Consider the following 21,949-nt stretch of genomic DNA (forward strand, 5'->3'; position numbering starts at 1 on the left):
AAGGCTTATCTAGTCTTCCTGACCGGCTGCTGCCAGTTGCTTGAGCCGGTAGAGTTGGTCCAGCGCCTCCCGGGGCGAGAGCGCGTCGGCGTCGATGCCGTCCAGCGCGGCGCGCAGGGGATCGACTTTTTCCTCCACCTGAGCCGTGGCGGCGGCGAAGAGGGGCAGGTCGTCCAGCCCCGCCGCGATGCCGCCGGTCTTCGCCTTGCCCGCTTCGAGGCGGGCGAGGACGTCCTTGGCGCGCTTCAGGACGGCGGGTGGAAGCCCTGCCAGCCGCGCCACCGCCAGGCCATAGCTGCGGTCCGCAGGGCCCTCCGCCACCTCGTGCAGCAGGACCAGATCGCCCTTCCATTCCCGCGCACGGACATGGTGGAGCGAGAGCGAGGCAAGGGTTTCCGCCAGCCGGGTCAGTTCATGATAATGGGTCGCGAACAGGCAGCGGCAGCGATTGACCTCATGCACCGCCTCCACCACCGCCCATGCCAGCGCCAACCCGTCATAGGTCGACGTGCCGCGTCCGACTTCATCGAGGATGACGAAGCTTCGCTCGGTCGCCTGGGCAAGGATGGCGGCGGTTTCGACCATCTCGACCATGAAGGTGGAGCGGCCCTTGGCCAGATTGTCCGACGCGCCGACACGGCTGAACAGCCGGTCGACCAGCGTCAGGGTCGCGGACGCGGCGGGCACATAGGCGCCTGCCTGCGCAAGGATCACGATGATCGCATTCTGCCGCAGGAAGGTGGATTTACCGCCCATATTGGGTCCGGTGACGAGCCACAGCCGGTCCCCGGCCGACAGCCGGCAATCATTGGCGACGAAGGGCTGGCCATCGCGGCGCAGCGCGTCCTCGACCACCGGATGACGGCCGCCGACGATTTCCAGGCAGGGGCCTTCGCCATCCTGCGCGACGAAATGGGGCCGTTGCCAGCCGCCCTCCGCGGCGCGTTCCGCCAGCGCCGCCGCCACGTCGAGCCGGGCAAGGGCATCGGCGGCGCGGGCGATCTCCGCCTTGCGGGCGAGGGTGGCTTCGACAAGGTCTTCCAGATGCGCCGCTTCCGCCACCAGCGCATGGGCCCCGGCCTGCGCCACGCGGCTCGCCTGTTCGTGCAGGTCGACCGAATTGAAGCGCACCACCCCGGCCAGCGTCTGGCGATGGGTGAAGCCGCTGTCGGGCTGCATCAACTGGTCGGCGGCGCGGGCGGGCACCTCGACATGATAGCCGAGCACGCCATTATGCCGGATCTTGAGCGAGGCGATGCCGGTCTGCTCGCGATATTTGGCCTCCAGCGCGGCGATGGCGCGGCGGCCGTCCCCGGCGAGGCGGCGCAACTCGTCCAGCGCGGCGTCATAGCCGTCCGCGATATAGCCGCCATTGGCGGTCTCGGTCGGCGGGCTGGGGACGAGGGCGCGGGACAGGCTGTCGACCAGCGCGCCATGGCCGTCGAGCGAGGGCAGCAATTGCGTCAGCAGCAGGGGCTGGTCGGGCAGGCGGCCCAGCCGCTCCCGCAGCAAGCGCGCTTCGCCCAGCCCGTCGCGCAATTGGCCAAGATCGCGGGGGCTTCCCCGGCCCATCGCGAGACGGCCCAAGGCGCGGCCGATGTCGGGCAACGCCCTCAGCGCCACGCGCAACTGGTCGCGCAGCATGCTGTCGTCATGGAACAGTTGCACTAGGCCTAGCCGCGCTTCGATCCCGGCCTGGTCCATCAGCGGCGCGGACAGGTCCTGCGCCAGCAGGCGCGCGCCCGCGCCCGTCACGGTCCGGTCGACCGCGCCCAGCAGGCTGCCCGCCCGCGTACCGCTCATGGTGGCGGTGATCTCCAGGCTCTCGCGCGTCGCGGCGTCGATGGCGACGTGCCCGCCGCTGGTTTTCCGCATCGGCGGGGCGAGGAAGGGCAGGGTGCCCTTGCCCGCATGGTCGAGATAGCCGAGCAGGCCGCCCATCGCCGCCAGTTCGGCGCGGCCGAACTGGCCGAATCCGTCCAGCGTGGCGACGCCGAAGAGGCGCTTCAGCGCCGCTTCGGCCCGGCTGCTGGAAAAGGCGGCGCGGTCGAAGGGGTGGGAGTCCGGCAGTTCCAGATCCAGCCCGTCCGGCAGCACGATCTCGCTCGGGCGCAGGCGCGCCAGTTCGGCGGGCAGATCGGCCGCCCGCCGGGTCAGCGTCTCGAACCGCCCGGTCGAAATGTCGGCGGCGGCCAGCCCATATTCGCCCGCCTCCTCGCCGCCGACCTGCGCCAGCGCCACCAGCATATTGTCGCGCCGGCTGTCGAGCAGCGTCTCCTCGGTCAGCGTGCCCGCCGTCACGTAACGGACGATGGCGCGGGCGACGAGGGACTTGGACCCGCGCGCCTTGGCTTCGGCGGGCGTCTCGGTCTGCTCCGCGATGGCGACGCGATGGCCCGCCTTGATCAGCCGCGCCAGATAGGATTCCGCGCTGTGCACCGGCACGCCGCACATCGGGATCGGCGCGCCGCCATGCTCGCCCCGGCTGGTGAGCGCGATGTCCAGCGTCGCCGCCGCCGCCTTCGCATCCTCGAAGAACAGCTCGAAAAAATCGCCCATGCGGTAGAAGAGCAGGCAATCCTGCGCCTCCGCCTTCAGCGCAAGATATTGCGCCATCATAGGCGTCGCCTGTTGCGTGGATGTGTCGATCGTTCGCGCCATGGCACAGCGGATAGCGTGAAGCCCGGCCTCATGCCAGTGCTGCAAGAAACAGCAGGAAAATTGCGCTTCTCGCACTTGCCCACAAGATATTCTTACCGCTAGGGCGGTCGGCATTCAGCCCATGCGGGCCTGCAAAGCGCGATTTTCTGCGCTTCGGTGCGCACATACTTGAGTATGCTGCGCTCCGATGCTCGAAAATCACCCTTTTCGGCTCCGCCTGAACTGAATGCCGGAGCGCCCTATGGGGCGAGCTTATTGTTTCAAACAAGGGGTGGGTGCAGCCATGACCGACAAGTCGAATGTGGAATTTTCAGAGCGCGAGGCGCTGTTCTTCCACTCGACCGGCCGCCCCGGCAAGATCGAGATCATCGCGTCGAAGCCGATGGCGACCCAGCGCGATCTTTCGCTCGCCTATTCGCCCGGCGTCGCGGTGCCGGTGCGGGCCATCGCGGAAGACCCGGCGACCGCCTATGACTATACCGCGAAGGGCAATCTGGTCGCGGTCATCTCCAACGGCACGGCGATCCTGGGCCTCGGCAATCTGGGCGCGCTGGCGTCCAAACCGGTGATGGAAGGCAAGTCGGTTCTCTTCAAGCGCTTCGCCGACGTCGATTCCATCGACATCGAACTCAAGACCGAGGATGTCGACAAGTTCATCGACGCGGTCGAGCTGATGGAGCCGACCTTCGGCGGCATCAACCTGGAGGACATCAAGGCCCCGGAATGCTTCATCATCGAACAGACGCTGAAGGAGCGGATGAACATCCCGGTCTTCCATGACGACCAGCACGGCACCGCGATCATCGCGGCGGCGGGCGTCATCAATGCGGCGATGCTGACCGGCCGCGACATGAAGGACATGAAGGTGGTGGTGAACGGCGCTGGCGCGGCGTCCATCTCCTGCACCGAACTGATCAAGGCGCTGGGCGTCCAGCATGACAATGTCATCATGTGCGACAGCAAGGGCGTCATCTATCAGGGCCGCACCGAAGGCATGAACCAGTGGAAATCGGCCCATGCGGTGAAGACCGACGCCCGCACTTTGGCCGAAGCGGTGAAGGGCGCGGACGTATTCCTGGGCCTCTCTGTCGCGGGCGCGATGACGCAGGACATGGTGAAGTCGATGGCCGACAAGCCGATCATCTTCGCCATGGCGAACCCCGACCCGGAAATCTCGCCGCCCGAAGCGCATGCGGTGCGCCCCGATGCCATCGTCGCCACCGGCCGGTCGGACTATCCCAACCAGGTCAACAATGTGCTGGGCTTCCCCTTCATCTTCCGCGGCGCGCTCGACGTGCGGGCGACCGGGATCAACGAGCCGATGAAGCTCGCCGCCGCCAAGGCGATCGCGGAACTGGCGCGCGAACAGGTGCCGGAGGAAGTGGCCAAGGCCTATGGCCGTTCGCACAGCTTCGGCCCGGATTACATCATCCCCGCGCCCTTCGATCCGCGCCTGATGGAAGTCGTGCCCTCCGCCGTCGCGCAGGCGGCGATGGAGACCGGCGTTGCGCAGAAGCCGATTGCGGACATGGCGGCCTATCGCCAGTCGTTGAAGGCCCGGCTCAATCCGACCACGTCCGTCCTGACCACCGCCTATGAAGTGGCGAAGGCCAATCCCAAGCGCGTCGTCTTTGCCGAAGCGGAAGAGGAAGTGGTGCTGCGCGCAGCGATCCAGTTCCGGACGCTGGGCTATGGCATCCCCGTGCTGGTCGGGCGCGGCCATGTCTATGACAAGCTCAAGGAACTGGGCGTGCAGGACCCGGAAAGCTTCGAACTGCACAACAGCGTCAACTCGCCGCTGGTGCCGGAGATGGTCGACACGCTCTACAAGCGGCTCCAGCGCCGGGGCTATCTGCGCCGCGACTGCGAGCGGATGGTGAACCGCGACCGCAACATCTTCGGATCGCTGCTGGTGAAGATGGGCCATGCCGATGCGATGATCACCGGCATGACCCGGCCCTTCGCCCAGACGCTGCGGGAGGTGAAGCGGGTGATGGACCCGGCGGCGGACCGCACCCCCTTCGGCATCCATGTGCTGGTGACGAAGGACAAGACGGTGTTCCTGGCCGACACCACGGTCAATGAGCGCCCCTCGGCGCAGGAACTGGCGGACATCGCGGAAGGCACGGTGGCGGTCGCCCGCCGCATGGGCCATGACCCGCGCGTCGCCTTCCTGTCCTATTCCAATTTCGGCAACCCGCCGGGCAGCTTCCTCGACAATGTGCGCGACGCGATCAAGGCGCTGGAAGAGCGGAATGTCGATTTCGAATTTGAAGGCGAAATGACCGTCGACGCGGCGCTCAACCCCACGGTGATGAAGAATTACCCCTTCAGCCGCCTGTCCGGCCCGGCCAATATCCTGGTGATGCCGGGGCTTCAGTCGGCCAATATCTCAGCCAAGCTGCTGCGCGAACTGGGCGGCGCGACCATGATCGGGCCGATGCTGGTCGGCATGGACAAGTCGGTGCAGATCGCCACCATGGCGTCCAACGCTTCGGAACTGCTGACGCTGGCGGTGCTGGCTTCGGCGGGTGTGGCGATCTGACGGAAGTGCGGGCGTGAGCGACTGGCCGGAGGTGGCCAATCCAGGACATTCCCCTCCCGTAAACGGGAGGGGTTAGGGGTGGGTGCGAGCGTAGCGAGCTTCTGACTTAGCCGTTGCAAAACAGCGCAGATGCCGCGCCAGCCCACCCCCTAACCCCCTCCCGCCTGCGGGAGGGGGAATGTCCGCCTTCCACCCTAGATCGCGCGCCCTTTCCAGTCGGCCAGATCGTCCGGCTGGTCGATGTCGAAGCCCAGACCGCGCCGGACGACCGGCGAGAACATCAAACCAAGCCGTTCCGCTTCCGCCCTGTGCGCCGAGAAACTGCCCTGGCCATAATGGAACTGGAAATCCGCCGCTCGCGGCAGAGGCAAGGACAATGCATTGGTTCCCCGCCCATGGACATCGGGCGCGGCCGCAATGCCGGGGGCGTCCAGCAGCGCCGCCACATCCGCTGCCTCGACCAGCGGCAGGTCGGCCGAGAGGAACAGCATCCGCTCGACTCCTGCTCCCAATGCCGCATCGCGGGCGCTCGTCACGGCAGGGTTAAGGCCGCCGCCCGGATCATCGAGCAAGCCTATGCTCTCCGGCAGTCCATGCCTCGACGGCCCCAGCAGCCGCAGCCTTTCCATCCCGACCACTTCCGCCGCAGCCCCCACCGTGCGGTGCAGCATCTCCGCAACCAGATTGCGCCGTCCGGTTTCGTCCAAAACAGGCGCCAGCCGCGTCTTGCAGGCGGCGGGCGCCTTGACCGGGATGACGATCCAGCAGTTCATGACCGTCAACCGGCGATCCGTTCGGCCAGATCCAGCGCCGCCCGCGCCACCCGGGCGCGGTCGTCCAGCGTCTTCATCAGCGTGTCGGTGACGGCGTGGGGAATGTCCAAACCCTCGCTCCCGTCGCGCACGTCGACCAGCAGCGCGTCGATGACGCCTTCATAATGGGCGGCAATGGCCTGGTTGGTGACGCCCAGTCCCAACTCGCCCATCAGCTTGGCGGTCGGTCCCTTGACCGCCTGCCCGCCGACGATCGGTGACACCGCGACGACCGGCGCCTTTCTTGCCGCCAACGCTTCGCGGATGCCGGGCACCGCCAGAATCGGGTCGACGCTCAGCCAGGGATTGGACGGCGCGATCACTATGGCGCGGGTTGCGGGATCGCTGATCGCCTCGATCACGCCGGGCGCAGGATGCGCTTGCTCCGCGCCCTCGAAGCGGATCGCCCGGACCGCCGGGACGCAGCGCTGCTCTACGAAATAGCGCTGGAAGGGGAGGTCGCCCGCATCGGTGGAGACATGGGTGGCGACGGCCTCGTCGCTCATCGGCAATATCTTGAGGCCAAGATCCCAGGCCGTCGCAAAACGGGCCGTCACCGCGCTCAACGTTTCGCCCGACGCCAGCATGTGCGACCGCAGCACATGCAGCGCCATGTCGCCGTCGCCCAGCAGGAACCAGTCCTCGCCGTCCAGCGACTTGAGCGCGTCCATGAAGCTCCATGTCTCACCCTCGCGGCCCCAGCCCTGCGCGGCATTGGCCCTGCCCGACAGGGTATAGAGCAGCGTGTCGATGTCGGGAGAGATCGCCAGCCCGAGATGACGGAAATCGTCCCCCGTGTTGACGATGGCGGTGATGTCCTCCGGCGGGCAGACCTGCATCAGCCCCAGCACCAGCTTGGCGCCGCCGACCCCCCCGGTCAGAACGACGATGCGGCCGCTCACCGGAACAGATCCTCTTCCAGCGGGCGGACCAGCGCGCCCGCGCCTGCATCTCCTTTGGGCAGGGCCACGCCGCGCAGCAGGGCGGCGGGCACGCTTTCCGCGCCCTCGCCCGTCACCAGCGTCGCGGCGGTGGCGATCTGGTCGGCCAGCGCGATCTGCGTCACCTCCAGCCGCCGTCCGTCCCGATCCTCCTCGCCGCGGCGGTCGACCAGCGCGGGCAATCCCGCCGCGCCGATTGCGACGCCCACCACGCCGTGGCGCCATGGCCGCCCGAAACTGTCGGAAACGACGATGCCGATCCCGGCCGCCTCGGGCCCCGCCAGCGCCGCCAGCAGGCCGCGCGCCGATCCATCGGGATCGAGCGGCAGCAGCAATGCGCGATCTTCCTCCCCCGGCCCGATATTGGACCGGTCGATGCCGCCGTTCGCCATCACATGGCCCAGCCGGTGGCGGGTGATCAGCACATGGGGCACCGCGCGCACCACGCTGCTGCTTTCGCGCAGCACCAGTTCGACCAGCCGGGGGTCCTTGCGCGTCGTGGCGGCCAGCTCCAGCGCCTGCGCGCCCGGCTCGACGCTGTCCAGCGCGACCATCCGTCCTTCCGCCTTGGACAGGATCTTCTGCGTCACGACCAGCACATCGCCGGCCTGGAGCGGCCACAGGCCCGCCTTCGCCAGACTGTCGCGCAGCACCGCCGCCAGATCGTCGCCGGCCCGGATTTCAGGAATATCGCATAGCGGATGAATCGAGATCATGCCGTGCTGTAGCGTGCAATTGCCGGTTAAGGTAGCATTGCGATTTCCCGGAAAAGGAAACTCATGAGCTTATCAGCGGGATTCGCTTGCCATGCCCCGGCCGAGTCTGGAAGAGAGGCGACGATGAAGATCAGTGACGATATTTTTCCCCTTCAGGGCGTCCGCGCATGAGCGAGGCCATCGCCTTCGACAGCGGCACTTTCCGCCGTGTGCTGGGGCATTATCCCACGGGGGTCTGCGTGGTGACGGCGGTGGAGGACGATCATGCGCCCACCGGCATGGTCGTCGGTTCCTTCACCTCCGTTTCGCTCGATCCGCCGCTGGTTGCCTTTTTCCCTGCCAAGAATTCGCTGAGCTGGCCGCGGATCGAAAGGGCAGGGAAATTCTGCGTCAACATCCTCGCCAGCGACCAGAAGCTGCTTTGCCAGCAATTTTCGGCCAAGGGCGCGAACGACAAGTTCGCCGGGGTGACGCATCGCGTCTCCGCCAATGGCTCCCCGATCCTGGATGGGGTGGTGGCCTGGATCGACTGCCGGCTCGAAGCGGTGCATGAAGCGGGCGACCATTATATCGTGCTGGGCCGGGTCATCGCGCTGGAGGTGGAAACGCCGGGCAAGCCGCTGCTCTTCTTCCAGGGCGGCTATGGCGAATTCGCTCATCTGAGCTGATCCTGTCGATCAGCGTTGTGCGGGGGAACACTGGGCCGTCCCCCGGCGCGCCATGATCCTGCGCAGGACCATGGCCGGCCCTATGGAAGCGCATGTCCGCTTTCCATCCCCCCATTGCCGCCGCTGAATCGCATCTCCCCGCGGCCCGGAGGGGATCTCCGAAAACCCGCGAAAAATCATGGCCGTTACGGCATGGCGAGGGTATAGCCTGCCGGGCAGGCGGATAGGCGCGCCGAAGACGCGCCGCGAATGAGGAGATGCCGTTTTGAGCGCGATCGAGCGTTTTCCCAATCTGGTGACCATGTTCTTCGCCCGCGCCAAGGCGATGGGGGACACGCCCTTCCTCTGGCGCAAGGTGGCTGGCCAATGGAAGTCGCTGAGCTGGACCGAAGTCGCCCATGACGTCGCCGCACTGGCCAGCGCATTGCAGGCGCAGGGACTGAGGCCCGGCGATCCGGTGATGCTGGTCAGCGAGAACCGGCCGGAATTCTGCATCGCGGACCTTGCCATCATGGCCGCGGGCTGCGTCACCGTGCCGACCTACACCACCAACACCACGCGCGATCACCAGCATATCCTGACCGACAGCGGCGCCCGGGCCGTCATCGTCTCCACCGCCAGGCTGGCGCAGAACCTGATGCCAGCCGTGCTGCGGTCGCAGGCGAGCTTCGTCATCGGCATGGAGCCGTTGCGCGGCATGCAGGGTCATGTCGCCTGCCATTTGTGGAGCGACCTGATCGCCCATTATCCCACCGACATCGATGCCTGCGCCGCCGGCCAGACGGCGAAGCGCGACGATCTGGCCTGCATCATCTACACCAGCGGCACCGGCGGCGCGCCGCGTGGGGTGATGCAGCATCATGGCGCCATCCTCTGCAATATCGAGGGGGCGGACAAGCTGCTGGAGGAGGATTTCGGCCGGGACGAAGAGGTGTTCCTGTCCTTCCTGCCGCTGTCCCACGCCTATGAACATAGCGGCGGCCAGTTCCTGCCGATCATGGCGGCGGGGCAGATCTATTATGCGGAAGGGCTGGAAAAACTCGCCAGCAATATCGAGGAGGCGCGGCCGACGATCATGGTCGTCGTCCCCCGCCTGTTCGAAGTGCTGCGCGCCCGCATCATCAAGTCGGTCGAGAAGCAGGGCAAATTCCCCACCTATCTGCTGGGTCAGGCGCTGCGCATCGCGGCCAGGGAACAGCGCGGGCGGAAATCGCTGCTCGACCTGCCGATGAAGGCGCTGCTGGCGCGCACGCTGAAGCCGAAGATCGCGGCGCGCTTCGGCGGGCGGATGAAGGCGCTGGTGTCAGGCGGGGCGCCGCTCAATCCGGATGTCGGCCTGTTCTTCGACGCGATGGGGCTGACGCTGCTCCAGGGTTATGGCCAGACCGAGGCGGGGCCGGTGATCAGTTGCAACCGCCCCCGCGCCGGGATCGCGATGGACACGGTCGGTCCGCCGCTCGACGGGGTGGAGGTGCGGATCGCGGAGGATGGCGAGATTCTCGTGCGCGGCGAGCTGGTGATGCACGGCTATTGGCGCAATCCCGCGGAAACGGAGAAGGCGCTGCAAAATGGCTGGCTCCACACGGGCGACATCGGGGAGATCGATGAAAAGGGCCGCATCCGCATCACCGACCGCAAGAAGGACCTGATCGTCAACGACAAGGGCGACAATGTCTCGCCGCAGAAGGTGGAGGGCATGCTGACGCTCCAGCCGGAGATCGGGCAGGCGATGGTCTATGGCGACCGCCGTCCGCATCTGGTGGGTCTGCTGGTGCCCGATGCCGAATGGACGCGGGAATGGGCGCAGGCGCAGGGACGGAAGGTTGAAGGGATCGCGGCCGATGCCGCCTATCAGGCGGCGCTGCGCGCGGCGGTCGACCGGGTGAATGACGACCTGTCCGTGATCGAACGGGTGCGGCGGTTCATTCTGGCGGATGAGCCCTTCACCATCGACAATAGCGAGATGACGCCGTCGATGAAGATCCGCCGCCACGTCATCCGCGCCCGCTATCAGGAACGGCTCGACGCGCTGTACAAGGGGTGAAGCCTGGCTGATCCTGTTCCTGCCTTTGCAGGACCAGGACGCCATAAGGAAGCAACCCTATTTCGACGGCGCGCGATAGGGGATGAAGTCACCCAGCGCGCAATTTCCCGTCACCATGCCGGTCATCAGGTCGGCGCTGGTCAACTGGTCCCCGCGGCAATATTGCGATCCCCAGGTCCTGATGATCAGCGTGTCGCCGCGCGACAGCCCGGAACAACTGCCGATCAGGTCGTTGCGGTAGACCAGCCGCCGGCTGACCCGGTAGAGCAGGACGCTGTTGCTGATGGCCGTCAGATTGGACTGGGATTCCCGATTGACGCAGCTCGTCCTTTCGCCCGGCACCTTGCCCGCCAGCGCCCGTTCCAGCTCGCTCGTCTGTTTTTCGGTCAGCCTGGGCGGCTCATAGCTGTCCGAACATCCGGCCAGTAGCAGCGGGGCCAGGCACAGGCTGGAACGCAACATCCATGGACGCATGGCATCTCTCCTCATTCGTCCCGCTTTCAGGACGACAAAGCAGCGCGAAAACCGTCACGCCGCATCCTTTGCCGCGCGCCGTTCGGCCAGTTGCGCGACATCGCGGGCGCGCATGAAGACATTGGTTGCGCGTTCCTGCCCGATGCTGGTCGGCACCGTGGCCTCTCCCCGCGAACGCGCCGCGTCGACATCCCCCATGCGGGCGCGCAAGGCGGCGTTGTCCGGCTCCACAGTCAGGGCGAAGCGGCCGTTCGACTGCGTATATTCATGCGCGCAATAGACGGCCGTATCGTCGGGCAGGGCGGCGAAGCGCTGCATATTGGCGAACATCTGCGCCGCCGTTCCCTCGAACAGCCGGCCGCAACCCATGGCGAACAGCGTGTCCCCGACGAAGATCAGGCGGTCGTCGGCCAGATGATAGGCGATATGCCCGGCGGTATGGGCTGGCACCTCCAGCACGGTGGCCTGATGGGCGCCGATGCGGACGCTATCGCCCTCCCGCACCGGGCGGTCCAGCGTGCCGATCTTCTCCGCCTCCGCCGCCGGGCCGGTGATGATGCAGCCCGTCGCCGCCTTGATCGCCGCATTGCCGCCGACATGGTCGCCATGCCAGTGGGTGTTCCAGATCTGGCCGATGGTCCAACCCCTCTGCCGGGCCGCTTCCAGCACCGGCTCCGCCACGGCGGGATCGACGGCCACAGTCTCCCCGCTGGCGTCGTCATGCAGCAGCCAGACATAATTGTCGCTGAGAACGGGTATGCGGACGACCTCCAGCATGGCCTACCAGGCTCCCACATTGGGCATCGATGCCCAGGGTTCGGCCGGATCAAGATGTCCGTCCTGCAACAGTTCGATCGAGATATTGTCCGGCGTCCGCACGAAGGCCATGTGACCGTCGCGCGGCGGCCGGTTGATGGTGACGCCCGCGTCCATCAGCCGCCGGCAGGTCTCGTAGATATTCTCGACCCGATAGGCGAGATGCCCGAAATTGCGTCCGCCGCCATAGACCTCCGGCGGCGTACCGTCCTCCGCCGGCCAGTTATAGGTCAGTTCGACCTGCGCCTCTTCATCGCCGGGCGCGGCGAGGAAGACCAGCGTGAACCGCCCCTGCGCATTGTCGATGCGCTTCTGCTCCTCCAGGCCAAGCAGGCGGAAGAAGTCGACGGTGCGGTCGATGTCGGTCACGCGGATCATCGTGTGCAGATATTTGGGCAAGAAATCACTCCATTCGTCGCCATAAAGCAACGGTTCATCTCTGAAGACCTAAGACGCTTCCAAGATAAGATGCGTCGGGCTTCGACGGAAGAGGGAGGCAGGCATGGCCTTAACTTATCATGACAAGCTTTTCATGGGCTGCGCGGCCGTTCTGGCGCTCGGCATGGTCGGCGGCGGCTATCTGCTGGGCGACGGGCTCAAGCGGGCGAAGGCGGCGGACCGATCCGTCACCGTGCGCGGACTGGCGGAAAGGGATGTGACCGCGGACCTCGCCACCTGGTCGATCAGCTATTCCGCCACCGGTTTCGACCTGCCCGCTGTCCGGGCGGAGATCGACAATAACACCCGCGAACTGCGCGCCTATTTCGCCGGCCTCGGCTTCAGGCCGGATGCGCTGACCGCCACCGGCGCCGGGGTCAACCAATATATCAACAATGGCGTCAACACGATCACCATCACCCAGCGGATGTTGCTGCGCACCACCGACATTTCCCGCGCCCAGCGCGCCGTGGCGCAGCAATTCGACCTGGTCCGGCGGGGCGTCACGCTGCAGGAGGGGTCGGGCATGCGCTACAGTTTCACAAGGCTCAACGACGTGAAGCCCCGGATGGTCGCCGCCGCGACCAGGGATGCCCGCGCCGCCGCCGAGCAGTTCGCCCGCGACAGCGGGGCGAGCGTCGGCGGCATCAAGAGCGCGACGCAAGGCTATTTCTCGATCGAAGCGCGTGATGGCGAAGCCGACGGGTCGAGCGACACACCCTATAAGAAGGTGCGCGTCGTCACGACCGTCGACTTTTACCTCAAATAGCCATCAATCCTGGTCGTCGCCGATGATCGCACCGGCAGCGCCGCCGATCACAGCGCCCTCCACCGTGCCAAGGCCGGTGGCGGAGCCCACCACGGCGCCGCCCGCCCCGCCGATCAGCCCGCCGCGCGTCGCGCCATGCGAACAGGCGGTCAGCGCCAGCGCGCCCGCCGTCAGCAGGCCCAGCGCCGCGATCCTTCCATGACGATCCGGCATCCTCATGCTCCTTTTCCCCTCGCGTCCCGCCTGGCGGGCCAACGGAGAATGGCGGGCGGAGGTTCCTTGGTCGCCCTTCAGCGGGCGGGCTTCGGCGGCAGGCGGGAAAGATTGTCGGCGGCCGCCTTTCCCGCCGGCGCTTCCGCCGCCAGCTTCACCGCCCGCTGCCAGGCGGAACGGGCCACATCCTCATGATCGGTGAGGATGGCGATATTGCCTTCCTCCAGCGCGACGGAAGCATCGTCGGGCGAAAGCTGCACCGCCCGCGCGATATGCGCCTGCGCCAGCTTCATTTCCCCCGATCGCCGGGCCAGCGTGGCCGAAAGCAGCCAGGCCAGCGGGTCCCGCGGCACCTGATCCAGCGCCGCATCGAGCGAAGCGCGGGCGCCCTTCACATCGTTCAGCGCCACCAGCGCGCGGGCACGGTCCAGATGGACCTCGCCCTTCTCCAGACCGTCGGGCAACCCACGCGCCAGCGCCGCGTCGAAATCGTCCCGCGCCTTGGCGGCGTCGCCACCAGCCAGCGCGGCATTGCCGGCCTGCGCCCAGAGCCGGCCGCTCTGCACCATTTCGCCATTGCGTTCGGCTTCGTCCGCCCCCTGTTCGAAGGCGACGATGGCGGGCGCCCAGCGTTCGGCGCGGGCATAGGCAAAGCCCATGCAGTTGCGCGCATAGAAGCTGCCGCCGTCGATCCGCCATTGCTGCGCGAAGGCGACGCCCTTGTCCGGCGCCTCCACCGCCTGGTCCAGGCAGGCCTGGAATTTCGCCGCATATTTGTCCGGCACCGGAATGCGGCTCTCACTCGCTCCTGCTCCTGACCGCGCCGGAGCGGCCGACGCAGAAGCCGCCGCTTCCGCCTTTTCCTTCCTCTTGCGGTTCATCACCGCCTCGACCTCCGGATCATAGGCCTGCGGGGCGAGCAGCAGCAGCGGGAGGAAGAGGAAGGGCATCAGAGGCTGTCCAACAGGCTGGAGACGGTCCGGATCAGCAGGGCGATGTCCGGGTCGCGGGAAAGGCGATGGTCGCCATCCTTAATCAGCAGCGTCTGCACATCGGATGAACGCAGCCGCTCCGCGATCCGCAACGCCGTTCGCCAGGGCACGTCTGGGTCGGCCTGCCCCTGCAACAGCCGCACCGGGCAATCGATCGCGATCTCCCCCTCCAGCAGCCGCAGCGACTGGCCCGATTCCCAGAAGGCCAAGGTGGTGACATAGGGGTTATCGCCATAAGGGGTCGGTTCGACGATCCGTCCTTCCGTCGCCAGCAGGGCCTTGTCCGCGTCGGTAAAGCCCCATTCGGTGAAATCCGGCGCCGCCGCGATGCCGACCAGCCCCGCCACCCGCTCCGGCCGGGCCAGCGCGATCAGCAGCGCCAGCCAGCCGCCCATGGAAGATCCCACCAGCACCACCGGCCCCTGGGTCAGGGAATCGATCAGCAGCAGCGCATCGTCGCGCCAACTCGCCAGCGTGCCATCCTCAAACCGTCCCTCGCTCGCGCCATTGCCGGCATAATCGAGCCGCAGCATCGCCCGGCCCTGATCCTGCGCCCAACCGTCCAGCGCAACCGCCTTGCCGCCTTCCATGTCGGACATGTAGCCGGGCAGGAAGACGATCGTGGGGCCGGTGCCGGGCCGGTGCCGACAGGCCAGCCGCAATCCGTCCGGCCGAGGGTGAAAGGCGGGCGGCGTGACGTCGGGACGATCCATGCTATTTCTCCGGTTCAACGGCAGGGCCCTGAAAAAGGCCCGTAAAAAGCTCTTGGCCTGGAAACCAGAAAAATAAAAAATAATGCGCCTGCCGTGATTGACAGCCCCCCGGCCAGCGGCTAGTTGCGCGCTCCTACCCCGTGCCCAGATGGCGGAATTGGTAGACGCACCAGCTTCAGGTGCTGGCGATCGCAAGGTCGTGGAGGTTCGAGTCCTCTTCTGGGCACCATTTGTTCTTCCGGGGACGTCCGAGAACGTCCCGGAAATGGCTGAAATCCGTCGATTCTTATGCTATAACCGTCCGGCGAAATCCGGGCGGATACGGCACCAATCGAGAACAATTCGGGTATCTCGTGAGGTATCGTTCTCCTCCCTTTTTGGAGGCGATACCTCAGATGGGCACCCTTTTCGCCACGACCGTGGCCAACGCGAAGCCAGCCGAAAAGGACTATAAGCTCAGCGACGGCGCCGGGCTATACCTGCTCGTCCGACCCAACGGGTCAAAGCTCTGGCGCTTCAACTATGTCCACTGCGGCAAGCACCGCACGCTCGCCTTCGGCGTCTGGCCGGACGTCGGCCTCGCCGATGCCCGCGGCAAGCGCGACGAGGCGCGCCGGCTGATCGCGGCCGGGCTCGACCCCTCGCACGAGGAGAAAGTCGCGCGGGCCAAGGCGCGCGTCGAGGAGAACGACACCTTCAAGACGGTCGCCAAGGAATGGATCGCGAAGCTCGAGCGAGAGAATATGGCCGAGATCACGCTCAGTAAGATCCGCTGGCTGCTCGACATGGCCTATCCCAAGATCGGCAACCGTCCGATCGCCAAGATCACGACGCAGGAAGTCCTGGTCGTCCTCCGAGCGGTCGAGGCTACGGGACGCTACGAGAGTGCCCGGCGGATGCGCAGCGTGCTCGGCCGGGTCTTCCGCTACGCCGTCGCCACCACGCGAGCCGAGCGCGACCCGACGGGGGATTTGCGCGGCGCTCTCACCGTTCCGAAGGCCAAGCACCTTGCAGCGATCACCAACCCCAAGCGCGCCGGCGAACTGATGCGGGCGATCGAAAGCTACAGCGGGCACGCGATCACGCTCTACGCTCTGAGGCTGTCCGCCCACCTGTTCGTACGCCCTGGTGAGCTTCGGCAGGCGGAGTGGTCGGAGTTCGACTTCGACAACTCGGTCTGGAACATCCCGGAAGAGAAGATGAAAATGCGCCGCGCGCACCGTGTGCCGCTCTCGACCCAAGTCACCAGCCTGTTCGAGGAGCTCTGGGAGTTGACCGGCACGGGGCGCTATTGCTTCCCGTCTTTTCGGACTGACCGGCGGCCGATGTCGGAGAACACCGTCAACGCAGCGCTGCGCGTGCTCGGTTTCGAGCAATCCGAGATGAGCGCGCATGGCTTCCGCGCCATGGCGGCGACCTTGCTCAACGAAAGCAGCCAGTTCCATCCCGACGCGATCGAGCGCCAGCTGGCACACATCGAGACCAATGGCGTGCGCCGCGCCTACACGCGCGGGGAATATTGGAACGAACGGGTCACGATGATGCAGTTCTGGTCTAACGAACTCGACCGGCTGCGCAGCGGCGCCAAGGTGCTCAAGCCCAACTTCGGTGGCCGACACGCGGCCGCCGGATGACGCTCAGTCCAGGCGCTTGTCGTCCCAGATGTAGACGTCATCATCCATGAGCTTGAGTTCGGCAATCCGCTTGGCGATCGCCTCAGGTGCGAGCTTCGCCTCGAGCCATTTTTGGTAAATACCCGCAAAGTCGAGCAACTCGGCAAATCTCGGATCGGGATTTTCGGCCTGGCCCCATAGCTCGATAAGCCCGGCTAAGCCGTCGATCTCGCGCTTCCGCTCGACCTGGCGCTGCAGGAACTTGATCCGGTAGCCCTCGACCCGGACCTGCCGCTCGATATCTTTGCGCTTGCGGTCTTGTTCCTCCCATTGCCGTTTCTGCTCGGCGCGCTCCTCGCGGCGCCTCTTCACCGCAACAGACCAACCCTCGAGCGCATCGATCATTGCCGGGACCAAATCCTCGAGCCGTTGGCGCTTTGGCTCCACTGCGACGATCCCTCTGACGAGGTCGGGACGAGCGTCCGCGACAAGCCAGCCGATGGGCCCCGAGTCAGAGTGGGTCAGCAGCACTGCCGGTCCTATCCGGTCAAGTAGCGCTGCCACGGCATCGCGAGACAGCCGCTGCGTCTCCGCATTATTCGAAAGATATGGGACGATCGACGCGTAGAACTGATCGAAGATCGGGTCTCCGATTCGACTATGTCCCAGGCCGCCATCCGGGAACTGCGTGTGCAGCCTTGCCTGTGGCCAGAGGTCGAATGCCTCGGGCTGAGTGAAGAGTTGCTCGATCGCCTCCGCACCGACAACGTGCAGCTTGCCGTCCAGCCCTTCCTGCCAGGCAGAGCGACCACGCGCCGGCTGGTCCACCAAGTAGACGACAAAGCCCTGCGCAACGAAATACTGTGCCCAGCCTTCACGCCCGTCCGGCGTGTCAGTCCAATAGGAAGCGGTGGCAGATCCGCCATGTATCAGGATGATCGGATAGGGCTGCCGAGCTCTGATGGGGGTCAGCTTCTCGACATACATTTGATCTCGCATGACCTTGGGAGCAGCGCCCCCATCGAGACGCGGCGAGCGCACGCGGCCTGGGGTCGCGTCGTCCGCATAGGTCCCGCCCACGAAGAATATGCTGCGGGACGCTATCGCAGCTCCGTCGGGCTGCGAGTTGGCCGTTGAACCGGTGCTCGACCCCGGAAGCGCCGACTGGGCTTTGCTCCCCACGGGCTGTGCCGGCAACTGACCGGACAATGAAGCGGCAACCGCGCCGGCAGCAACCGCTATCAGTGCATTCCTACGAGACCAGGGACCTCGAATAAATATTCTCAATTCGGCTTCCTCCGTCGAAGTCCTAAGTCAGCTTCAACGAAGAAGCACCACTTTGCTACTTGCGGCGTGCGCGTTGCGGCTCCGACAGTCAGGGAGCCGCAACGCCCAACCTCACTTAAGCTTGAACCGGACGCCGAGGCGGAATGTCCGGCCGAGAACGTCGTAGTTATTGGGATTCACGCTGAGCGGCGCCTGACCGATCGAAGGGCCGACCGCCACCATCACGGGATCCTTGTTCAGAAGATTGTCGACGGCAAGATACGCCTCGAATCCTCCGGGCAACTTGTACGTGAAACTCGTGTCGAAATAGGTCGCACCGGGAACGTGATTGTCCTCGATCGTCGGGTGCGCCAGCGTTGCCGCCGGGCAGCTCGACGTGCATTCGATGTACGAGGGATTGTACGTGCCGGCACTGATGCCGCGCATGGTGACGCTCGCGAGCAGCGGGCCGCCCTCATACACCAGGTTGATCGAATATTTGAACTTGGGCGGAGCAGCCCCGTAGATGTACTCGTAGCCGACGTTGTTATACACCGGAACGCCGGGAATACCTGAATTGAGCGTGTTCTCGAGGAACCTCGTGCCCAGGAATCGCAGCGTCAACGCGCCTTTCAATCCCGACGAGATGTTCGCGAGATCCTGCCTATAGCTGGCCTCGAAATCGATGCCCCGCGCGAGTTGCCTGGCAAAGTTGACTGGGTTCACCGAGACAACACCGGGGGATGCTGCTAGATTCACTCGCTGGCAACTTGCCGCATCGCCCTGGTTGCATTGGTCGATCGTGTTCTGGGCCGTGGGCGTGATGATCGCGTCCTGAATGTCGATCCTGTAATAGTCGATCGAGGCGCCAAATCCGGGCAGGAAGCTGGGTTTCAACACGACGCCGACGCCGAACGTGTTGGCCACCTCGGGCTTGAGCGTGCTCGATCCCGACTGGGGGGCGAATACGCTTCTGCTGACAGCAGTATTGGTTGGGTTCAGCGTCGTGTTGGCAGGAATGCTGACCGTATTCAGGAGCGCGAGCGGGCTCTGGAACAGCTCGCCCATGGTGGGCGCCCGAATGTCGCGAGACCGTGTGACTCGGAATGTGATGTCATCGACCGGGGACCATGTAAGACCAGCTTGCCGCCAGCGTTCGAGGCCGCCATGCGCATGGAGCGCTTCGGCGAGCAGCGGATGCACCGTCATTGCCCTGCGTTCCGCTGGATGTTCGCTTCCCCGGTATATTTGGCGAGATTGGTTTCAACGTCGGCATTCTTCTGAAGGCCCGTCTGCATCAACCGGCGGATCAGTTCCTGCGCCGCAGGACGCTGAACCGATTCGAGAAACGCGGCCCACTCGGCGCCTATCGCGCCATCAGGCGGCAGGCTCGCCACGTTCACCAACGCCTTGATCTGGGCGATCGACTGCTTGTCGAACGAGGCGATGCGGCGCGCCAGCGCATCAACGTAGCCGTCGAGTTCGGCGTCGGGAAGAGCGCGGTTCACATAGCCGTAGCGTTCGGCGATCTCGCCATTGATATCATTCCCGCTGAGCAGGATTTCGAGGGCCCGGCCGCGGCCCACGAGGCGCGGAAGCCGCGCCATCGGCCCGCCGCCCGGCACGAAACCCGCGCCAATCTCGAACTGCGAGAGGATTGCCTTTTCGCGGCTGGCAAATCGCATGTCACTCGCCAGCGACAATTCGCTGCCGACGCCGGTTGCGCGGCCGCGGATCGACACGATCGATACGACGGGCGCCTTGCTGAGCCGGACGAGCATGTCGGGGAGCTGCGGCAGCCCGGTCGGTCCGGGGGGCATGCTGGTCGTCTGGTCGAGCGGCACCGAGAAATCATAGTGTGTCAGGAAGAATCCCGGGATCGCGCTATCGAATACGACGACCTTCAGCACGGGATCATTTTCGATCGCGGTGATGACCCGATTGAACGGCGCCATCGAGTCCGGGCCATAGATATTGAACGGCGGCTTGTCGATCGTCACCCGCCAGTAGGCCGGCGTCACCTTCATGATCCGAAAGTGTTCGCTGGCGGCCGCAGATGCGGCCGCTGTGGCTGATGCCTTGGGCTTCGCTTCCGCAGCGGCGATGGTGAGCGATGCCAGCGCAAAAGCCGCAGCGACTTTCTTTGCAATTGCCATAATCCGACCTTCCCGAAACTGGTGGGTTCGGGTCGACAGATGGGAGGCGGTCGGACGATCCCAATTGCACCATGGTATTAACATCGGTGCCGAGTTCGGCTCCGATACTAAGGTCTATGAATACCATCGGACAAGGGCCGCCCGCGGCGCCCGCGCCACATCGAAGTCGGTCGGAAAACCGATCGGTCAACGGAGGGCGCGTTGGTGACATTTTCGGGCAGACAGATCGTTGCGCCACTTCTGATCGCATTGTCGATCACTGCGGCCGCGCAGGCGCAGGAAAACGCCGACGAAACGGCGCCCGCGTCTACGATGGCAGGTGACGTTTTGGGCCTTCGCCCTCGCCTCACCGATGCCGGGATCGAGCTCACCGGGCATTATGTCGCCGAAACCGCCTGGAATTTTCGCGGCGGCGAACGGCAAGGGGTCACTGAAACCGGCGAGTTCGGTGTCGGCTTACAGTTTGACATGCAGCGGATCGCGGGTACGGACGGCAGCTTTCAGGCGACGATTACCTACCGCCACGGTCTGCAGCTCGATACGAAGGCGGGGCTCGGCACGCTTCAGGAAGTGCAGGAGATCTATGGCCGCGGCCGGACCTGGCGCCTGACGCAATTCTGGTACGAGCACCGCTTTGCGAATGGGGCCATCGCGGTGAAGGGCGGCAGGACTGCGCCGAGCGAAGACTTCTCCGCCTTTTCCTGCACCTTCCAGAACCTCAGCTTCTGCGGCTCGCAGCCGGGAAATATCGTCACCGACTATTGGTACAACTGGCCCGTCAGCCAATGGGGGCTACGACTTCGGGCCGCGCATCGCGGTGCCTACGCACAGATCGGCATCTATGAGGAAAATCCTCGTAATCTCGACAAGATCTTTACCATCGGGCGTTTCAGGGGCGCGACCGGCGCGCTGATTCCGATCGAGTTCGGTCTGACGGGGGGCGGCGATGGCGGCGCGGTGGGCAGCTTTAAGATCGGTGGCTGGGTGAGCACCGCTGACGCACCCGACCTGTTCCTCGACGTCGCTCGAGAAGCCGCAATTCTGACCGGCCGGGCGCCGCTGCAACGCGGATCGGCGCATGGCGTCTGGCTGGCGATCGAGCAGCAAGTGAGCGGGCGTTCGGCACGCGGCACCAGTATCTCGGGAGTCAGCGTCTTTTTCAACGCCCTTGCCGCCGATCGCCGCACATCGCGCATCGACAATCAGGTCGTCGTTGGGCTTTTCCTGCGCGATCCGCTGTCGGATGTCGCGGGCGACATGGTGGGTTTCGCCGCCGCCCGAACGCACGTCAACAACCGGCTCGATCAGGCCGAACGCCTCGCCGGACGGCCGCCACGCGGCGCAGAATATGCGTTCGAGCTTTTCTACGGCTTTAGGCCAGTCGGCTGGCTCGACCTTCGCCCCAATGTCCAGTGGATACACCATCCCGGCGGCCGCCGCGATGCGGGTGCGGTCGGTGTCGCGGGACTCAAGGCAGTGCTGCGCCTCTGATTTTTCAACGAAGGAGAAACAGCATGTCCATTTTCCATAATTTGCTCGGAAGACGAAATTTCCTTGCCTCCGCGGCGGTGGGATCGAGCCTGATCATCCTCGTCTGGGCCCAGGCGAGCGATGCGGTGGACGAGGCTCTGTCGAGCCCATCGGGATCGGGAGGGTGAGCATCCCTCCATTCAAATTCCGTGCGACCGATGCGGCGCTTGCGGACCTCAAGTGCCGCATCGCTGCGTCCAAATGGCGGAGCCAGAAACTCGTCCCCGACGCATCGCAAGGCGTAAAGCTCGCGACGATGCGCAAACTGGCAACCTATTGGGAGAAGGAGCAGGACTGGTGCAAAGGCGAGGCGCATGATGACGTCCTCGACAATGTCACCCTATATTGGCTGACCGGCACCGCAGTGTCATCGGCGCGGCTCTATTGGGAGAGCAAGCTGCCTTTCTTCGCGCCGAAAGGCGTGAAGATTCTGATGGGAGTTAGCGCCTTTCCCGACGCAAACTACATTGCGCCGCAGAGCTGGGCGGAGCAAGCCTATCCGAAGCTGGTCCACTATAATCGCTTGCCCAAGAGCGGCCATTTCGCGGCTTAGAATAGCCCGTGGCGGTCACGTCGGAGCTG

21 protein-coding genes and 1 tRNA gene are annotated in these 21,949 nt (G+C 65.3%); 9 read left to right on the top strand and 13 right to left on the bottom strand.

The window, feature by feature from the left end:
- Positions 1-9 precede the first annotated feature (9 nt).
- Positions 10-2,661: a DNA mismatch repair protein MutS gene (mutS, locus tag LDB29_RS17140; RefSeq protein ID WP_257554928.1), complete on the bottom strand. Its 2,652-nt coding sequence runs from the start codon at positions 2,659-2,661 to the stop codon at positions 10-12.
- Positions 2,662-2,944: 283 nt separating this feature from the next.
- On the opposite strand from mutS, the gene LDB29_RS17145 reads away from it, so the two are divergent.
- Positions 2,945-5,206 carry an NADP-dependent malic enzyme gene (locus LDB29_RS17145; protein ID WP_257554930.1) on the top strand — a complete coding sequence of 754 codons (2,262 nt, stop codon included), beginning with the start codon at positions 2,945-2,947 and terminating at the stop codon, positions 5,204-5,206.
- Between the two features lie 194 nt (positions 5,207-5,400).
- On the opposite strand, the gene cofC is transcribed toward LDB29_RS17145, so the two are convergent.
- From cofC to cofE, 3 genes are read right to left on the bottom strand one after another with little or no spacing between them, the layout of a single operon-like run.
- A complete protein-coding gene (cofC, locus tag LDB29_RS17150; protein WP_257557049.1) occupies positions 5,401-5,979 on the bottom strand; it encodes a 2-phospho-L-lactate guanylyltransferase in 579 nt (192 codons plus the stop codon).
- Between the two features lie 5 nt (positions 5,980-5,984).
- Positions 5,985-6,920, bottom strand: a complete 936-nt coding sequence (cofD, locus tag LDB29_RS17155) for a 2-phospho-L-lactate transferase (RefSeq protein WP_257554932.1) — start codon at positions 6,918-6,920, stop codon at positions 5,985-5,987.
- The gene (gene cofE, locus LDB29_RS17160; RefSeq protein ID WP_257554934.1) at positions 6,917-7,675 is read right to left on the bottom strand and encodes a coenzyme F420-0:L-glutamate ligase; all 759 of its coding nucleotides are present in this window, start codon (positions 7,673-7,675) and stop codon (positions 6,917-6,919) included. Before cofE ends, cofD begins: the two co-directional genes overlap by 4 nt.
- Positions 7,676-7,842: 167 nt before the next feature.
- On the opposite strand from cofE, the gene LDB29_RS17165 reads away from it, so the two are divergent.
- Both LDB29_RS17165 and LDB29_RS17170 read left to right on the top strand, forming a co-directional pair.
- Positions 7,843-8,343: a flavin reductase family protein gene (locus LDB29_RS17165; RefSeq protein ID WP_257554935.1), complete on the top strand. Its 501-nt coding sequence runs from the start codon at positions 7,843-7,845 to the stop codon at positions 8,341-8,343.
- 265 nt (positions 8,344-8,608) lie between these two features.
- Complete coding sequence (locus LDB29_RS17170; RefSeq protein ID WP_257554937.1) at positions 8,609-10,387, top strand: long-chain fatty acid--CoA ligase; 1,779 nt, start codon at positions 8,609-8,611, stop codon at positions 10,385-10,387.
- A 57-nt stretch (positions 10,388-10,444) separates the two neighbouring features.
- Here LDB29_RS17170 and LDB29_RS17175 read toward each other — a convergent pair whose 3' ends face one another.
- Genes LDB29_RS17175 through LDB29_RS17185 form a run of 3 tightly spaced genes read right to left on the bottom strand, consistent with a single transcriptional unit; the run spans position 10,445 to position 12,076 of the window.
- A complete protein-coding gene (locus LDB29_RS17175) occupies positions 10,445-10,861 on the bottom strand; it encodes a hypothetical protein (protein WP_048577989.1) in 417 nt (138 codons plus the stop codon).
- A gap of 54 nt (positions 10,862-10,915) precedes the next feature.
- On the bottom strand, positions 10,916-11,638 hold the full coding sequence (gene gloB, locus LDB29_RS17180) for a hydroxyacylglutathione hydrolase (RefSeq protein WP_257554941.1): 723 nt from the start codon (positions 11,636-11,638) through the stop codon (positions 10,916-10,918).
- Positions 11,639-11,641: 3 nt separating this feature from the next.
- Complete coding sequence (locus LDB29_RS17185) at positions 11,642-12,076, bottom strand: VOC family protein (RefSeq protein ID WP_257554943.1); 435 nt, start codon at positions 12,074-12,076, stop codon at positions 11,642-11,644.
- Positions 12,077-12,179: 103 nt separating this feature from the next.
- Here LDB29_RS17185 and LDB29_RS17190 point away from each other — a divergent pair, with 103 nt between their 5' ends.
- Positions 12,180-12,884 (top strand): SIMPL domain-containing protein, encoded by a 705-nt coding sequence (locus tag LDB29_RS17190; protein WP_257554945.1) that lies wholly within the window; start codon positions 12,180-12,182, stop codon positions 12,882-12,884.
- A 3-nt stretch (positions 12,885-12,887) separates the two neighbouring features.
- Here the strand turns inward: LDB29_RS17190 and LDB29_RS17195 are convergent, their stop codons facing one another.
- The 3 genes from LDB29_RS17195 to LDB29_RS17205 all read right to left on the bottom strand — a co-directional run bounded on the left by LDB29_RS17195 (position 12,888) and on the right by LDB29_RS17205 (position 14,802).
- A complete protein-coding gene (locus LDB29_RS17195; protein WP_257554947.1) occupies positions 12,888-13,097 on the bottom strand; it encodes a hypothetical protein in 210 nt (69 codons plus the stop codon).
- 77 nt (positions 13,098-13,174) lie between these two features.
- Positions 13,175-14,047, bottom strand: a complete 873-nt coding sequence (locus tag LDB29_RS17200) for a tetratricopeptide repeat protein (RefSeq protein ID WP_257554949.1) — start codon at positions 14,045-14,047, stop codon at positions 13,175-13,177.
- A complete protein-coding gene (locus tag LDB29_RS17205) occupies positions 14,047-14,802 on the bottom strand; it encodes an alpha/beta fold hydrolase (protein WP_257554951.1) in 756 nt (251 codons plus the stop codon). The genes LDB29_RS17200 and LDB29_RS17205 overlap by 1 nt, the downstream gene beginning before the upstream one ends.
- A 142-nt stretch (positions 14,803-14,944) precedes the next feature.
- Here LDB29_RS17205 and LDB29_RS17210 point away from each other — a divergent pair.
- Together LDB29_RS17210 and LDB29_RS17215 are read left to right on the top strand one after the other, a co-directional pair.
- Positions 14,945-15,031 (top strand) — tRNA-Leu (locus tag LDB29_RS17210).
- A gap of 166 nt (positions 15,032-15,197) precedes the next feature.
- The gene (locus LDB29_RS17215; protein WP_257554953.1) at positions 15,198-16,436 is read left to right on the top strand and encodes an integrase arm-type DNA-binding domain-containing protein; all 1,239 of its coding nucleotides are present in this window, start codon (positions 15,198-15,200) and stop codon (positions 16,434-16,436) included.
- Between the two features lie 3 nt (positions 16,437-16,439).
- Here LDB29_RS17215 and LDB29_RS17220 read toward each other — a convergent pair whose 3' ends face one another.
- The 3 genes from LDB29_RS17220 to LDB29_RS17230 form a co-directional block, all read right to left on the bottom strand.
- Entirely contained in the window at positions 16,440-17,402 is a 963-nt protein-coding gene (locus LDB29_RS17220) for an alpha/beta fold hydrolase (RefSeq protein ID WP_257554955.1), read from the bottom strand.
- Between the two features lie 411 nt (positions 17,403-17,813).
- Positions 17,814-18,890 (bottom strand): TonB-dependent receptor, encoded by a 1,077-nt coding sequence (locus LDB29_RS17225; RefSeq protein WP_257554956.1) that lies wholly within the window; start codon positions 18,888-18,890, stop codon positions 17,814-17,816.
- Entirely contained in the window at positions 18,887-19,837 is a 951-nt protein-coding gene (locus LDB29_RS17230) for an enoyl-CoA hydratase/isomerase family protein (protein WP_257554957.1), read from the bottom strand. Before LDB29_RS17230 ends, LDB29_RS17225 begins: the two co-directional genes overlap by 4 nt.
- 204 nt (positions 19,838-20,041) lie before the next feature.
- Here LDB29_RS17230 and LDB29_RS17235 point away from each other — a divergent pair, with 204 nt between their 5' ends.
- From LDB29_RS17235 to LDB29_RS17245, 3 genes are read left to right on the top strand one after another with little or no spacing between them, the layout of a single operon-like run.
- Positions 20,042-21,328: a carbohydrate porin gene (locus tag LDB29_RS17235; RefSeq protein ID WP_257554958.1), complete on the top strand. Its 1,287-nt coding sequence runs from the start codon at positions 20,042-20,044 to the stop codon at positions 21,326-21,328.
- 23 nt (positions 21,329-21,351) lie between these two features.
- A complete protein-coding gene (locus LDB29_RS17240) occupies positions 21,352-21,495 on the top strand; it encodes a hypothetical protein (RefSeq protein WP_257554960.1) in 144 nt (47 codons plus the stop codon).
- Positions 21,492-21,920: an epoxide hydrolase N-terminal domain-containing protein gene (locus LDB29_RS17245; RefSeq protein ID WP_257554962.1), complete on the top strand. Its 429-nt coding sequence runs from the start codon at positions 21,492-21,494 to the stop codon at positions 21,918-21,920. The genes LDB29_RS17240 and LDB29_RS17245 overlap by 4 nt, the downstream gene beginning before the upstream one ends.
- The last annotated feature ends 29 nt before the right edge of the window (positions 21,921-21,949 follow it).

The sequence above is a fragment of the Sphingobium sp. CFD-2 genome (assembly GCF_024611135.1).
GTDB classification, from domain to species: Bacteria; Pseudomonadota; Alphaproteobacteria; order Sphingomonadales; family Sphingomonadaceae; genus Sphingobium; species Sphingobium fuliginis.